Origin of the sequence: Paraburkholderia flagellata (assembly GCF_021390645.1) — a bacterium.
Lineage (GTDB): Bacteria > Pseudomonadota > Gammaproteobacteria > Burkholderiales > Burkholderiaceae > Paraburkholderia > Paraburkholderia flagellata.
This window is the reverse complement of sequence record NZ_JAJEJT010000001.1, coordinates 3062129-3076567: the sequence shown is the minus strand read 5'-3', so window position 1 is coordinate 3076567 and position 14439 is coordinate 3062129. Positions and strand designations below refer to the sequence as shown.

Below are 14439 nucleotides of genomic sequence, written 5' to 3'. Positions count from 1 at the left end.
CCGCGCGTGCCGGGTCTGCCGGGCCGAATTCCGCGTTGCGGTATGCGGCAAATTCCGCAGTGAGTCCCGCAGTAGATCCGTTCCCACCTTCCGCGCCATGCGCGACTCCCTGATTCAAGGCTGACAGGTGTGTGATGTTAGCGGTTTGCGGCGGCAAATGTGAGAGGGATGACTGCCGCTGCGTGAGCCGGAGATCACGCAGCGGCCCGGACGAGGCTTATTCGCCTGCCGTTTCATCGGCATATTCTCCGATCGGCACGCACGAGCAGAACAGATTGCGGTCGCCATACGCGTTGTCGGCGCGGCCAACCGGCGGCCAGTACTTGCGCGCGACGAGCGACGCGACCGGGTACGCGGCCTGCTCGCGCGAGTAGGCGTGTTTCCAGTCGTCGTCGACCACAACGGCGGCCGTGTGCGGCGCGTGGCGCAGCGGGTTGTCTTCCTTGTCCGCGCGGCCATCTTCCACGGCGCGGATTTCTTCACGGATTGCAACCATCGCGTCGATGAAGCGGTCCAGTTCTTCCTTCGACTCCGACTCGGTCGGCTCGACCATCAGCGTGCCCGGCACCGGGAAGCTCATGGTCGGGGCGTGGAAGCCGTAGTCCATCAGGCGCTTGGCCACGTCGTCCACGCTGATGCCGCTCGCGTCCTTGATGGGGCGCAGGTCGAGAATGCACTCGTGCGCGACGAGCCCGCCCGGGCCGCTGTAGAGCACCGGGAAGTGCGGCGCGAGCTTGTTTGCCACATAGTTCGCGTTGAGGATCGCGTTTTCGGTCGCGGCGGTCAGGTTGGCGGCGCCCATCATGGCGATGTACATCCACGAGATCGGCAGGATCGAGGCCGAGCCGTAAGGCGCTGCGCTCACTGCGCCGATACCGTGATCGTCGCGCTTGTAGCCCGACGAAAGCTGGTTCGGCAGGAATTGCGCGAGGTGCGCGCCGACCGCCACCGGACCGACACCCGGGCCGCCGCCGCCGTGCGGAATGCAGAAGGTCTTGTGCAGGTTCAGGTGCGAGACGTCACCGCCGAACTGGCCGGGCGCCGCGAGACCGACCATCGCGTTCATGTTCGCGCCATCCACGTACACCTGGCCGCCCGCTGTGTGCACGATTTCGCAGACTTCGCGCACGTTCTCTTCGAACACGCCGTGCGTCGAGGGGTACGTGATCATGATTGCCGCGAGCTTGGCGGCGTGCTGTTCGGCCTTGGCCTCGAGGTCAGCGAGATCGATGTTGCCTTGCGCGTCGCAGGCGACCACGACCACCTGCATACCGGCCATCTGCGCCGATGCGGGGTTCGTGCCGTGCGCCGAAGCGGGAATCAGGCAGACGTTGCGATGCGCTTCGCCGCGCGAGGCGTGGTACGCCTGGATGATGAGCAGGCCCGCGTACTCGCCCTGCGAGCCCGCGTTCGGCTGCAGCGAGACGGCGGCGTAGCCCGTCGCGGCCACGAGCATCTGTTCGAGCTGATCGACCATCTCGCGATAGCCCACGGTTTGCTCAGCCGGCGCGAACGGGTGGATGCGGCCGAACTCGGGCCACGTGACCGGCAGCATTTCCGAGGTCGCGTTGAGCTTCATCGTGCACGAGCCGAGCGGGATCATCGAGCGGTCGAGCGCGAGGTCCTTGTCGGAGAGGCTGCGCAGGTAGCGCAGCATTTCCGTTTCCGAATGGTGACGGTTGAACACCGGGTGCGTGAGGTAGGCGCTTTCGCGCGCCAGCGCGGCCGGGAACGTCAAAGCGGCGTTTTGCGTGAGTTCAGCGTCGAGCTTGTCGAGCGAAGGCGTTTCGCCAGCGAACGCGGCTTGCGCGAACACGGCGAGCAGGTCGGCGAGGTCGGCGCGCGAGGTCGTTTCGTCGACGGACACGCCCACACGCGTCTCGCTCACGTGGCGCAGGTTCATGCCACGCGCGAGCGCCGCGTCGTGCAGCGCCTGGGTGCGCGGGCCGACTTCGAACGTGAGCGTGTCGAAGAACGCTTCGTTGACGAGCGTATAGCCCAGTTGCTTCGCGCCCGCGGCGAGGATCGCGGCGACGCGGTTCACGCGCTGCGCGATGCGCTTCAAGCCTTGCGGGCCATGGTAGACGGCGTACATGCTCGCCATGATCGCGAGCAGGGCTTGCGCCGTGCAGACGTTCGAGGTGGCCTTCTCGCGGCGGATGTGCTGTTCGCGCGTTTGCAGCGCGAGGCGCAGCGCCGGGTTGCCCTGTGCGTCGACGGTCACGCCGACGAGGCGGCCCGGCATCTGGCGCTTGAATTCGTCCTTCACCGCGAGGTACGCGGCGTGCGGGCCGCCGAAGCCCATCGGCACGCCGAAGCGCTGCGAGTTGCCCACGGCCACGTCCGCGCCCCATTCACCCGGGGGCGTGAGCATGGTGAGCGCGAGCAGGTCGGCGGCGGCGATCACCGCGCCGCCGGCAGCGTGCACGGCTTGCGCGAGCGCACGGTAGTCGCGCACGTCGCCGTTCACGCCAGGATATTGGAGCAGCACGCCGAAGGCGCCTGCATTTGCCGCTTCAGCGGCCGGACCGACTTTCACCTCGATGCCGATCGGCTTCGCGCGCGTCTTCACGACTTCGATGGTCTGCGCGAGCACGTCGTCGGCGACGAAGAACACGTTCGACTTCGACTTGCCCACGCGCTGCACGAGCGTCATGGCTTCGGCGGCGGCGGTGGCCTCGTCGAGGAGCGACGCGTTCGAGATCGCGAGGCCCGTCAAGTCGGTGATCATCTGCTGGAAGTTCAGCAGAGCTTCGAGGCGGCCCTGCGAGATCTCCGGCTGGTACGGCGTGTACGCGGTGTACCACGCCGGGTTTTCGAGCACGTTGCGCAGGATGACGGCCGGCGTGTGCGTGTCGTAGTAGCCCTGCCCGATATACGAGCGGAACACCTGGTTCTTGTCCGCGAGCGCGCGCAGGGCGGCGAGCGCCTCGGCTTCCGAGCGCGGCTGCGAGAACGGCCCGAGCGGCAGCGTCTCGTTGCGGCGGATCTTCGCCGGAATCACCGCATCGATCAGCGCCGCGCGCGAGGCGAAGCCGAGCGCGTCGAGCATCGCCTGCTGGTCGGCCGTGTCAGGGCCGATGTGGCGGGCGGCGAAAGCGTCGTGCGCTTCGAGCGCAGCAAGCGAGAGCGGGGAGTTCATCAGACGATCCGGGTGTTCGAGCTTCATGGGAGTTCCGGTTTTTTACTGCCGGCGCGGGCGGCGCTGTGAGCGCGCCGCCCGCGCCGTGACGGTTAAGGCGAGGTTGCGATTTAAGCGCCGATAGCCTTTTCGTAGGCGGCGGCGTCGATCAGCGAGTCGAGATTGGCGTCGGCGGCGGGCTTGATCTTGAAGAGCCACGACTCGTACGGCGCGCCGTTCACCTGGTCGGGCGTGTCGACGAGCGACGTGTTCGCTTCGATGATCTCGCCTGCGACCGGCGCGTAGATGTCCGAGGCGGCCTTGACCGACTCGATCACGGCAACGGCGTCGCCAGCGGTGACCGCGCGGCCGGCTTCCGGCAGCTCGAGGAAGACGATGTCACCGAGCGCTTCCTGCGCGTGGTCGGTGATGCCGATGGTCAGCGTGCCGTCGGCTTCGGTGCGGATCCACTCGTGCGATTCGGTGTATTTCAGATCGGCCGGGATGCTCATGGTTGCTCCAGTGCGTGGTTCGGTTTTTGTTGCTTGAAAGGGGGAGGGCGTGCGCTGCGGCAGGATCCTCGCGGATCAGGCGGCGAGCACCTTGCCGTTGCGCACGAACGGCAGTTTTACCACGCTTGCGGGAAGGGCTTTGTCACGGATCTGCACCTGCACGACATCGCCCGGCTGCACGCCCTGCGGCACGCGCGCGAAGGCGATGGATTCCTGCATGCTCGGCGAGAACGTACCGCTCGTGATCTCGCCCTCGCCATGCGGCGTGAGCACTTTCTGGTGCGCGCGCAGCACGCCGCCGGCCTTGCCGTTTTCCTTCTGCAGGATCAGGCCGACGAAGGCCGAACGCGAGCCGTTCGCTTCCAGCGCCGGACGGCCGACGAAGTCGCGCGGCTCCTTCATGTCGACGGTCCAGGCGAGGCCGGCGTCGAGCGGCGAGACGCCGTCGTCCATGTCCTGGCCGTAGAGGTTCATGCCCGCTTCGAGGCGCAGCGTGTCACGCGCGCCCAGGCCGCAGGGCTTCACGCCCTGGCGCTGGAGGGCGTCCCAGAACTCGCACACGGCGGCTGCGGACAACACGATTTCGAAACCGTCTTCGCCGGTGTAACCGGTGCGCGCGATCATCAGCTCGCCGAACGGCGTGGCTTCGATCTTCGCGGCGTTGAAGGGTTTGAGAACTTCAGTGGCGCTGCGCGACGAGGGCGCGACCTGCCAGACCTTTTCGCGTGCGTTCGGGCCCTGCACGGCAACGATCGCGAGATCGCGGCGCGGAGTAATGGTGAGGCCGAAGCCGCCTTCGGCGTTGAGCTTCTCGAACCAGGCGATGTCTTTTTCGGCGGTGCCCGCGTTGACGACGGTGCGGAACTGGTCGTCGGCGAAGAAGTAGACGATCAGGTCGTCGATCACGCCGCCTTCGGGGTTGAGCATGCAGGAATACAGCGCCTTACCCGGCGTAGTGAGCTTGGCGACGTTGTTGGCGAGCGCGCGGGCGAAGAACTCGCGCGCTTTCGGGCCCGAAAAGTCGACTACGCACATGTGCGAGACGTCGAACATGCCGGCGTCGGTGCGGACGGCGCGATGCTCGTCGATCTGCGAGCCGTAGTTGACGGGCATGTCCCAACCGCCGAAGTCGACCATGCGGGCATTCAGCGCGCGGTGCGTGTCGTTCAGCGGGGTGCGTTTGAGTTCGGTCATGGGGCCTCAGGCGGTCGCGAAAATTCGCGCGAAAACGAAAAAGGCCATGCAGGAAGCGCCGCAGGCACGATGCCCGTGGTCGGTTCTTGCATGGCCCCTCTGTCCTCGGTACCTGAGAGATTGCGCCTTTGATGTGGCGCGCGCCCCTTCGGTGGGCAGCCTGAACGCGTGGCGGTTACTTTCCGCCGCCGCTCGTTCTACTGCCGCTCTCCAGAGTTTCGGACTGATCAGCTGCTTCGCGTTGCCTCGCGCAAAAAGCGCGAATGCGGCGAAACAGCGGTCCGGCGCGCACGGTCCTTTTGCCTGAGAGTTTGTGGGTTGCCCCTTCGGCGGCGCCGGTTGCACTAGCGAAAGCAAACTAGGGCAAACGGCGCGCTCTCCCGGCGCGCGCAGCGATTGTGCGCGACGCCTCGGGGCTATGTCAATGCGGAAAAATTCTGCGTGCGGCGCAGGGAAACGGCCGTGAGGCTTGCTGATATTGGCTTACGCGCAGCGGCGGCGCGCGTTGTCCGGCGCAGGCGAAAAAACGGGGGCGGTTCGGATATGAGCCGCGGGAGGTGCACGGACTGCGAGTGCGGTCCGTGCACGCGTGGCAAATGCGCGTTGCGCTTACTCGCCGATGGCGTGAGCGGCCGTGTCGAGTTCCTGGTTCAGCACGCGCTGCTCGTCGGGCGAAATGCCGCCGCCGTGCTGCGCCGCCATGTCGTGCGCTTCGCCGCGGATCGTGTCGAGGCGGTGATGGAGCGCGTTGCCCTGCGGCGGCGGGTAGTAGCCCTGATTCACGCGCATGTCGATGCGGTGGCCCAGGTTGTCGATCCGGCCATCGACCTGATGCAGACGATCGACGGCGACTTCGTGGGGGTTCGGGCCGGGCGGCGGAGCGGGGCGCGGCGCTGGCTGGTTGACCACGCACGCGGCGAGGGTCGAGACGAGCGCGCCAGCGGCGATAAAACGCAGAGCGTGGGTGTAGCGGGTCATTCAGACTCTCCTTTGTCTTGTCGTTGCTGCTTTTTTGTCCTGCATGTCCACAAACGTCTGGCTATTGCCGCGTGATGACCCGACAGCGGCAAGCAGATGTAACCGTTTGTATGGACCTTTCAGCGGCGTCGGCGCAATGCAAGGTCGACGCCGTAACCGAAAGCGATCAGGACTGGCGCACGAACGCCAGCGTGCGGCCTTCCTCCGCGCTTTGCATGGCGAGTTCGATCAGTGTCATGACGTCGATGGCGTCCTGCGGACTCACCGGGAAGGGCTTGCCTTCGCGGATCGCCGCGGCAAGCGCGCGGTACAGATCGGCGTAATTGCCGGCTGCGTTGGGCACTTCGATATCGGCTTCCTGGCCGTCATCGCGCAGCACGTGCAGGCGGCCGGCCTCGTTGCCCGCGCCGAAACCGGGCTGGCCTGGGCGCAGGCCGTCCTTGAGCTGATCTTCCTGGGTGTCGAGCCCGTTCTTCAGATAGCTGCCACGCGTGCCGTGAATCGCGAACCGCGGTGCGTACGCGGCGAGCGCGCTGGCGTGCAGCACGGCGTCGTGGGTCGGATAGCGCAGCACGAGGTGCGCATAGTCCGGCGCACTCGCATTTTCGCGGCGCGTGTGGACGAACGCCGTGATCGACTCGGGGGCGCCGAAGAGCGCGAGCGCCTGGTCGATCAGATGCGGGCCGAGATCGTAGAGCAGGCCGCCGCCGCGCGTGGCGTCTTCGCGCCAGCGCTGCTTCACTTGCGGGCGGAAGCGGTCGAAATGCGATTCGTAGTGCGTGACACGGCCGAGTTCACCGCCTGCGATCAGCTCGCGCACGGTGAGGAAATCGCCGTCCCAGCGGCGGTTGTGGAACGGCGCAAACACGAGGCCGCGCTGCTTCGCGATGGACGCGAGCGTGCGCGCTTCCTCGGAAGTGAGCGTGACGGGCTTGTCGACGAGCACGTGCTTGCCGCGCTCGAGCGTGCGGCGCGCGAGGTCGTAGTGCGTGTCGTTGGGCGTGGCGATCACGACGCATTCGATGGCGTCGATCGAGAGCAGCGCGTCGAGGTCGGCCACGATCGCCGCGTGGGGATAGTCGGCCTGGGCGCGCTCGCCCTGGCTCGTTGCGATGGCCGCGAGCTGCGCGGCGCCGCTATGCGCGATCACGGGGGCATGGAAGGTCTGGCCGGCGAAGCCATAGCCCATCAGGCCGATTTGCAGCGGTGCAGTCATTTGGCGCTTCCTTTTTCCAGCGAGTGCGGGTGGCGGGAGCCCGTTATTGTGGCACGGCGCGCAGAACGTGCGAAACGCGGCGAGGGACGGATGAGCGCCGAAGAAGGGAAGCAGGAGAAGCAACATCGGGGGCGGCATCGGCGGACCGCTGCGCCGTGTTAACATCGCACCTCCCGCGTGAGAGGCCGCTGCGACGTTCGCACGCTTCGCGCCGTGCGGTGCGCCGCGCTTCGGCGGTTATTGCCCGAAGCCGCGGCGTCACGAATTCCCGCATCCCAGCCGTACCACCCGTTTTTCCAATCCAGCAACGATGTCCGCAGGCCTCAATTCCGCCCAGAACGAAGCGGTGCGCTACCTCGACGGTCCCTGTCTCGTGCTCGCCGGCGCGGGCAGCGGCAAGACGCGTGTCATCACGCAGAAGATCGCGCACCTCATCGAAGCGAAAGGCTTCGAGCCGCGCCATATCGCCGCCGTCACCTTCACCAACAAGGCCGCCGCCGAAATGCGCGAGCGTGTGGGCAAGCTGCTCGAAGGCAAGACGCTCACCACGCCCGGCAAGGAAGGCCGCAAGGTGCCGACCAACCAGTTGACGGTCTGCACGTTCCACTCTCTGGGCGTGCAGATCCTGCGCCAGGAAGCCGAGCATCTCGGGCTCAAGCCCCAGTTCTCGATCATGGATGCCGACGACTGCTTCGCCATGATCCAGGAGCAGGTGGGCTCGACGGACAAAGGCTTCATCCGCAAGATCCAGTCGATCGTCTCGCTCTGGAAGAACGGTCTCGTGATGCCCGAACAGGCGCTTGCCACGGCCTCGAACGAGGACGAGCACCAGGCCGCCATCGTGTACCGCAACTACATGGCGACGTTGCATGCCTATCAGGCTGTCGACTTCGACGACCTGATCCGCCTGCCTGCCGAACTGTTCGCGAAGAACGAACAGGTGCGCGACCGCTGGCAGAACAAGCTGCGCTATTTGCTCGTCGACGAGTATCAGGACACCAACGCCTGCCAGTACGAGCTGCTGAAACTGCTGGCGGGCCCGCGCGCGGCGTTTACGGCCGTGGGCGACGACGATCAGGCGATTTACGGCTGGCGCGGCGCGACGCTCGAAAACCTCGCGCAGCTCGGCAAGGACTTCCCGAAGCTGCACGTCATCAAGCTCGAGCAGAACTATCGCTCGACGGTGCGCATTCTCACGGCGGCGAACAACGTCATTGCGAACAATCCGAAGCTCTTCGAGAAGAAGCTTTGGTCCGAGCACGGCATGGGCGACACCATCACCGTCACGCCCTGCAATGACGAGGAGCACGAGGCCGAGTCGGTCGTGTTCCGGCTTTCGGCGCACAAGTTCGAGCGGCGCGCGCAGTTTCGCGACTACGCCATTCTTTATCGCGGCAACTTTCAGGCGCGCATCTTCGAACAGGTGCTGCGCCGCGAACGCATTCCCTACGTGCTCTCGGGCGGCCAGTCGTTCTTCGACAAGGCCGAGATCAAGGACATCTGCGCTTACCTGCGCCTGATCGCCAATCACGATGACGATCCCGCCTTCATCCGCGCGATCACCACGCCGCGCCGCGGCGTGGGCAACACCACGCTCGAAGCGCTCGGCTCGTTCGCGGGGCAGGCGAAGGTGTCGTTGTTCGAGGCCGTGTACATGGGCGGCATCGAGGCGCGGCTTTCGGCGCGCCAGGTTGAGCCGATGCGTGTGTTCTGCGACTTCTTGCAGCGGCTCGCCGAGCGCGCGCAGAAGGATCCGGCTACGGTCGTGCTCGACGACCTCATGGACGCGATCCACTACGAGGCGTATCTGTACGACGCCTTCGACGAGCGCCAGGCGCAGTCGAAGTGGCAGAACGTGCTCGAATTCCTGGAGTGGCTCAAGCGCAAGGGTACGAAGCCCGAGCAGGAGATCGGCGAAGACAGCGAGGCGACCGGCTATGACAACGCCGACGGTCTCGCCGACACCGGCAAGAACCTCATGGGCCTGATCCAGACCGTCGCGTTGATGTCGATGCTCGAAGGCAAGGAAGAGGACCCGGACGCGGTGCGCCTTTCGACCGTGCATGCGTCGAAGGGGCTGGAGTATCCGCACGTGTTCCTCGTGGGCGTGGAAGAGGGGATCATGCCGCACCGCGGCGGCTCGGAAGAAGACGTGATCGACGAAGGGCGCATCGAGGAAGAGCGCCGCCTCATGTACGTGGCGATCACGCGAGCGCAGCGCAGCCTGCATCTGAACTGGTGCAAGAAGCGCAAGCGTGCGCGAGAGACGGTGGTGTGCGAGGCGTCGCGCTTCATTCCGGAAATGGGCCTCGACGACGCGCCGCCGCCAACCGCCGAGGAAGCGCCGATGACACCGAAGGACCGCTTGGCGAGTTTGAAGGCGTTGTTGCAGAAGGGGTGAGCTCGGCTGTCCTCTGACCGAAAAGGCGAAGGGCCGCATCGATGATCGACGCGGCCCTTCGTGTTTCTGCCCGATGCGCGCGTGAGTCGCTTACTTCGCCGCGCTGACCATGTAATCGACAGCGGCCTTCACGTCGGCGTCCGGCGCGGTCGAGCCACCCTTGGGCGGCATCTGGCCCTTGCCATGCAGCGCGTAGTTGTAGACGGTGTCCATCGGTTCCTTGAGACGCGGCGCCCAGTCGGCCTTGTTGCCGAACTTCGGCGCGCCCAGCACGCCTGCTGCGTGACACGCCTGGCAGACCTGTTGATAGAGCGCCTTGCCCGCCTGCGAGGCGTCGGCGCTCTCCGAGCCGCCGCCTGCCGCGGGCGCAGACGACGCCTGCGGAATGGCCGCGATCGCCGCCGCGGCAGCTTGCGCCTGGGCGGCGTTAGCATCGGCGCCGGGTGCCCCCGGGGCGGGTGCAGCGGCAGCCGCGCCCGAAGCTGCATTGGCTGCATTCGCCGCGCCCGGCGCGGGCTTGGGCGGATCCTGGAAGTTCGCTCCGGCGTGGTTCGCCATATAGGCGACGGCCAGACCGATTTCGTAGTCGCTGTAGTCGTCGGGGCTCGTTCCGCCGCGCGGGGGCATCGCGCCCTTGCCCGAGAGCGCCGTTTTCCACAGCGTGTCGAAGCCCTGCGCGATGCGCGGCGCCCAGTCGCCCGAGTTGCCGAACTTCGGCGCGCCGGCTGCGCCCGACGTGTGACATGCGGAGCAGACCGCCTGGAAGACCTGCTCGCCTGTCTTATAGACACGCGGCGCGTTGGCGTCGCGCACGTTGACCTGCGCGACCGGCGCGATGCGTGCGGCGACCTGCTGGGTGGAGAGCTCGTCGGTGCCCGCGCCGGTGCGCGTCGTGTTGTCGACGTAATAGGCGAGCAGAATGATGATGACGATGGGGACGGCAAACCCGGCGATGACAGCGGCGATCAGCTGGCCGGGCGTTTTGATCGGGGCTCCGTGGGGTGCTTCGCTCATGCTTGTCTCGACTCCCGTTGGTTTTATGGTGAGCGGTACAGCAGGACGGCAATGGCCATGCGGCGGATCAAACACCGACGATTATAGACGGAAGGTTTTCCGGCTGGTGGGCGTGTGCGGACGTAGTTCAGCGGGCGTTTACCCGGAGCGGGAGGGCTGGCGGTTGCAGGTGGCACGCCGCGCCGTAATATGACCCCGAATAACCGGCGGGCAGGCCGCGCGGTGGACGGTTTAACCGAAACCGGTTATTCTCTCGGTCTCCCTTCGGTGCTGCTTTCCCCGAGTTCTTCGGTCAGATGGTGGTGCCAGCAAGTCAACGCGCCCGTAGCTCAATGGATAGAGTACTGCCCTCCGAAGGCAGGGGTTGCTGGTTCGATCCCAGCCGGGCGCGCCAAGTAGTTCTGGCTTCGGCAAAGTTGCGAGTCCTTTGAGTCCTGCAGCAGGACGCCTATAGGACTCGACAAACAGGCGTCATCCCCGGTCATATTTCCACGAAAGGCGTCACGCTACTGCTAAGGCTATTCGCGAACTGAACGTCATATTTGCAGTCATCAATCGCATCCGGACTGACTACAGCCCCGGGGACAGCAGACTGCCGGATTACGCGCTCAAAAGCTCCCGCCACGCGGACGCCGCGACTGGAAGTGAGGAATTAAAGCGCTCTCGAAGGCTGCGAACGTTCGAGGAATCAACACCCTGATCCAGCGATCATTTTCGCGAGTGAAACCGGGCACGCGATCGAACTCATCAACCCAACTGGGGATAATGCTGGTCTCAGCCGCGCGGCGACGTTTCTGCCCGTGACGAGGAAGGGGGCACCCGCGCACTACGCCAGACTGCGCACCTCCCCGGCCACCACCGAGACGCCGCGACCCTGTTCGCCGGCGTGGGAAGCCTCGATCGCCGTGCTCAACGCCAGATGTTCGCCTGGAACGCGATGCCTTCGAACGTACTCCTGATTTCGCCCACTTCACCAAGGTGGGCTCGACCATGCGCATGACGATGCAGTGTCGCCAGCAGCGCATCCGAAGAATTGCACGTCTAAGAGCAGTCTGTTCGGTCGATTGACGGGGGGGGACAGCCGTTAGCCTTTAGCTTCGCAAAAAGGCTTGGTGGGTTCGTCAAAATGAATACGTTGAATGTGTGCATCGGGCACGTACCGTTTCCGGCCGAGCACTCGCATTTCGTCGATCTACTGATTTCGCCGAATGCAGTGCCGGGCAACATCCGGAGAAAGGCAATTGTGCCTGATGATCTGTACGGCGAGCACGGGCATGCGTTGTCGGAATACGCGCAGCTTTTCTGGCTGTATCGCAACGTCGATGCAATCGCGTCAGGATACGAGTATCTGAATATCTTTCAGTACCGCCGATTCATTTCGCCCACGCCGGTGAATGCTCCGAAAGCAGCCAATCTGCCGTGGGCAACGGTGGTTCACGAATCGGAACTCGGCAAATACGCATACTGCTTCGACCGTCAACGTACGAACAGTTGTTTCAATACGCCGATCACCCTCGGTGCGGCAGGCGTCATTGCCCAATACCACGGCGCGCATGTACTCGAGGATTTCCTGAGTTTCACGCAGTACATGATGGGGGAGAAGCTGTTCGATTCGTCGGACGCGCTGAAATTCATCTGCCAGCAGCACTTCGTACCGTCCTGCAGCATCGGTCTCTACCACGTCGACTTGTTCCGCTCGATCTTCGCGGTGCTTGAGCGCGCGTCGGAGTTTATGAACTCGCCGCGCTTCGTTGCGCGCGACGGTTATCAACGCCGCTCGGTCGGCTTTCTGCTCGAGCGACTGCACAGCTATCTAATCGTCGAACACTTCAGGAACGCCGGTGTGTTCGGCCACAACATGTTGATCTCGGATTCCGCGGTCGCCACGCATACGGCAGATCGCGTGCAGTGACCCCGTTCCGTCCGTTTCCCACCGAAATCGCTTCGCTTCGGAGCCATCCATGAATTCATATCGCGCCATACCCGGTTGCCGCGTGAGCGGCAGCAGCCATCAGATCCCAGTGCTCAATCTCGGCCACCAGGCACTTACTGGCGTTTTTCCGAAATCGGCTGACGAACCGGTTACGCAGGGCCCACTGGAACTCGTGTGGTCGCCGGGCAGCGGGTTGCTGCAGCTTGCACATTCGTACGAGCCGTCGGAGATGTACGGCGACAATTACGGCTATCGATCGGGGCTGAACCAGTCGATGGTCGATCATCTGACCGACAAGATCGCGTACCTCGAACGCCTGAAGCCACTCTCGGCCGGCGACGTGGTGCTCGACATCGGCAGCAACGACTGCACGACGTTGAGGGCTTACCGCACCACCGGTCTGCGCCGGATCGGCATCGATCCGACCGGAAAGAAATTCCGCGAGTACTATCCGGAAGACGTGCGCCTTGTCCCTGACTTTTTCTCTGCTGACGCTTACCGTTCGGTAGAAGGGCGCCCGGCGAAGATTGTCACCTCTATCGCGATGTTCTACGACCTTGAAGCACCGATCGAATTCGCGAAACAGATCGAGTCGATTCTCGCCGATGACGGTGTTTGGCACTTCGAGCAAAGCTACATGCCGTCGATGCTGCGTCTAAATTCGTACGACACGATTTGCCACGAGCACCTTGAGTACTATTCGCTCGCCGTGGTGAAGACCATTCTGGAAGCGGCCGGACTCAAGCTGGTGGACGTCGTGATGAATGCCGTCAACGGGGGCAGTTTCGCAGTGACGGCCGCGAAGGTCAGCGATCGCTCGATCAAGGTGAATCAGCCGGTGATCGACTGGCTGCTCGAGCAGGAAGACCGGATGGGTCTGAATACGCCGCGTCCCTATCGCGAATTCGAGGAACGCGTGTTCCGTCATCGAGACGATTTGACGCGACTGATCCGTGCGCTGAATGCGGACGGTAAGAAGGTTCTCGGTTACGGTGCTTCGACGAAAGGCAACGTCGTGCTGCAGTTCTGCGGATTCACGACAGCGGACATTCCGGCCATCGCCGAAGTGAACGAGGAAAAATTCGGTCGCGTGACGCCGGGCACGCATATCCCCATCATCTCCGAAGCCAAGGCGCGTGCGATGAAGCCGGACTACTTCCTCGTCCTGCCGTGGCACTTCAAGAACGGCATCCTGCGTCGTGAAAGCGAGTATCTGAAGAGCGGCGGCCGGCTGATTTTCCCGTTCCCGGAAATCGAAATCGTCTAAGGCAGGAATTGCATGCAAGGCGCCATCTCTATGGATATTCAGTCATTGCGGCGTGCGTGGTCGTGGCAGCAGCAGATGCAGCAGCACCTGCGCTTTCCGTTCGCGGGTGCTGGTACGCTCAATCGCAACGCTTCGCAGGCATGGCAGGACATCTTCGTGCTGTCGATGCTGGATGGCCGCACGAACGGCCGCTATCTGGAAGTCGGCGCGAATTATCCGCTTTCGAACAACAACACCGCGCTGCTCGGCCTCCTGTACAACTGGCAAGGCGTATCGATCGAGTTCGATCCGACGTTTTTCGGCAGCTGGCTCAAGGACCGGGCCGACCATACGCTCGTGCTCGCAGACGCGCTCGCACTCGATTACGCGAAGGCGTTGCCCGCATGGTTCGGTGAAGACACGCAACGAATCGATTACCTGCAACTCGACATTGATCCGAGCCACAACACGCTGCAAGTGCTGAAAAAGCTGCCACTGGAACGCTACCGCTTTTCAGTGATCACATTCGAGACCGATGCGTATTCGGGCGACTTTCGTGCTCGTAGCGAGAGCCGCGAGATTCTGCATCGCCACGGCTATGAGCTCGTAGCGCGAGACGTGTCTGTGCTGTTCCCGCCCGTCTCGCCGGATCCAATTCCGTTCGAAGACTGGTGGGTCGATCCGCAGGTTGTCTCGCGTGAAAAAATTCGTGCGCTGCAGGCGATCGACACATCACCTCTGCTACCGCAGGACGTTCTGTTCGCTGTCACCTGAGTTTCTTGGGACGAGGCATCGCCTGCTCCAGGACTGGTGCCTGGTGCAGA

At 64.2% G+C, this 14439-nt stretch carries 10 protein-coding genes, 1 tRNA gene, 1 pseudogene and 2 riboswitches; of the genes and pseudogenes, 5 read left to right on the top strand and 7 right to left on the bottom strand.

Annotated features, from left to right (window positions below; translation table 11 throughout):
• Positions 1-217: 217 nt before the first annotated feature.
• The 5 genes from gcvP to L0U83_RS13865 form a co-directional block, all read right to left on the bottom strand.
• The gene (gene gcvP / locus L0U83_RS13885) at positions 218-3169 is read right to left on the bottom strand and encodes an aminomethyl-transferring glycine dehydrogenase (protein WP_233883414.1); all 2952 of its coding nucleotides are present in this window, start codon (positions 3167-3169) and stop codon (positions 218-220) included.
• 83 nt (positions 3170-3252) lie between these two features.
• Entirely contained in the window at positions 3253-3633 is a 381-nt protein-coding gene (gcvH, locus tag L0U83_RS13880; RefSeq protein ID WP_233883412.1) for a glycine cleavage system protein GcvH, read from the bottom strand.
• 75 nt (positions 3634-3708) lie between these two features.
• Positions 3709-4827, bottom strand: a complete 1119-nt coding sequence (gene gcvT / locus L0U83_RS13875) for a glycine cleavage system aminomethyltransferase GcvT (RefSeq protein ID WP_233883410.1) — start codon at positions 4825-4827, stop codon at positions 3709-3711.
• Positions 4828-4916: 89 nt separating this feature from the next.
• A riboswitch (glycine riboswitch) is annotated at positions 4917-5051 on the bottom strand.
• A gap of 58 nt (positions 5052-5109) precedes the next feature.
• A riboswitch (glycine riboswitch) is annotated at positions 5110-5220 on the bottom strand.
• 216 nt (positions 5221-5436) lie between these two features.
• The gene (locus L0U83_RS13870; RefSeq protein WP_233883408.1) at positions 5437-5805 is read right to left on the bottom strand and encodes a hypothetical protein; all 369 of its coding nucleotides are present in this window, start codon (positions 5803-5805) and stop codon (positions 5437-5439) included.
• 166 nt (positions 5806-5971) lie between these two features.
• Positions 5972-7021, bottom strand: coding sequence for an oxidoreductase (locus L0U83_RS13865; protein WP_233883406.1), 1050 nt, complete (start codon positions 7019-7021; stop codon positions 5972-5974).
• 310 nt (positions 7022-7331) lie between these two features.
• On the opposite strand from L0U83_RS13865, the gene L0U83_RS13860 reads away from it, so the two are divergent.
• On the top strand, positions 7332-9422 hold the full coding sequence (locus L0U83_RS13860; RefSeq protein WP_233883404.1) for a UvrD-helicase domain-containing protein: 2091 nt from the start codon (positions 7332-7334) through the stop codon (positions 9420-9422).
• A gap of 90 nt (positions 9423-9512) precedes the next feature.
• Here L0U83_RS13860 and L0U83_RS13855 read toward each other — a convergent pair whose 3' ends face one another.
• Positions 9513-10436, bottom strand: a complete 924-nt coding sequence (locus L0U83_RS13855) for a c-type cytochrome (protein WP_233883402.1) — start codon at positions 10434-10436, stop codon at positions 9513-9515.
• Positions 10437-10754: 318 nt separating this feature from the next.
• On the opposite strand from L0U83_RS13855, the gene L0U83_RS13850 reads away from it, so the two are divergent.
• A tRNA-Arg gene (locus tag L0U83_RS13850) sits at positions 10755-10830 on the top strand.
• 435 nt (positions 10831-11265) lie between these two features.
• On the opposite strand, the pseudogene L0U83_RS13845 reads toward L0U83_RS13850, so the two are convergent.
• A pseudogene (locus L0U83_RS13845) lies at positions 11266-11387 on the bottom strand (methyl-accepting chemotaxis protein); the annotation flags it as partial.
• 175 nt (positions 11388-11562) lie between these two features.
• On the opposite strand from L0U83_RS13845, the gene L0U83_RS13840 reads away from it, so the two are divergent.
• From L0U83_RS13840 to L0U83_RS13830, 3 genes are read left to right on the top strand one after another with little or no spacing between them, the layout of a single operon-like run.
• Entirely contained in the window at positions 11563-12348 is a 786-nt protein-coding gene (locus L0U83_RS13840) for a hypothetical protein (RefSeq protein WP_233883400.1), read from the top strand.
• Between the two features lie 49 nt (positions 12349-12397).
• On the top strand, positions 12398-13636 hold the full coding sequence (locus tag L0U83_RS13835; RefSeq protein ID WP_233883398.1) for a class I SAM-dependent methyltransferase: 1239 nt from the start codon (positions 12398-12400) through the stop codon (positions 13634-13636).
• Between the two features lie 30 nt (positions 13637-13666).
• On the top strand, positions 13667-14389 hold the full coding sequence (locus L0U83_RS13830; protein ID WP_233883392.1) for a class I SAM-dependent methyltransferase: 723 nt from the start codon (positions 13667-13669) through the stop codon (positions 14387-14389).
• Positions 14390-14439: the final 50 nt, after the last annotated feature.

Coding starts and splice junctions, on each gene's coding strand:
- gcvP (WP_233883414.1), bottom strand. CDS start 3,169: ATGAAGCTCGAACACCCGGATCGTCTGATGAACTCCCCGCTCTCGCTT.
- gcvH (WP_233883412.1), bottom strand. CDS start 3,633: ATGAGCATCCCGGCCGATCTGAAATACACCGAATCGCACGAGTGGATC.
- gcvT (WP_233883410.1), bottom strand. CDS start 4,827: ATGACCGAACTCAAACGCACCCCGCTGAACGACACGCACCGCGCGCTG.
- L0U83_RS13870 (WP_233883408.1), bottom strand. CDS start 5,805: ATGACCCGCTACACCCACGCTCTGCGTTTTATCGCCGCTGGCGCGCTC.
- L0U83_RS13865 (WP_233883406.1), bottom strand. CDS start 7,021: ATGACTGCACCGCTGCAAATCGGCCTGATGGGCTATGGCTTCGCCGGC.
- L0U83_RS13860 (WP_233883404.1), top strand. CDS start 7,332: ATGTCCGCAGGCCTCAATTCCGCCCAGAACGAAGCGGTGCGCTACCTC.
- L0U83_RS13855 (WP_233883402.1), bottom strand. CDS start 10,436: ATGAGCGAAGCACCCCACGGAGCCCCGATCAAAACGCCCGGCCAGCTG.
- L0U83_RS13840 (WP_233883400.1), top strand. CDS start 11,563: ATGAATACGTTGAATGTGTGCATCGGGCACGTACCGTTTCCGGCCGAG.
- L0U83_RS13835 (WP_233883398.1), top strand. CDS start 12,398: ATGAATTCATATCGCGCCATACCCGGTTGCCGCGTGAGCGGCAGCAGC.
- L0U83_RS13830 (WP_233883392.1), top strand. CDS start 13,667: ATGGATATTCAGTCATTGCGGCGTGCGTGGTCGTGGCAGCAGCAGATG.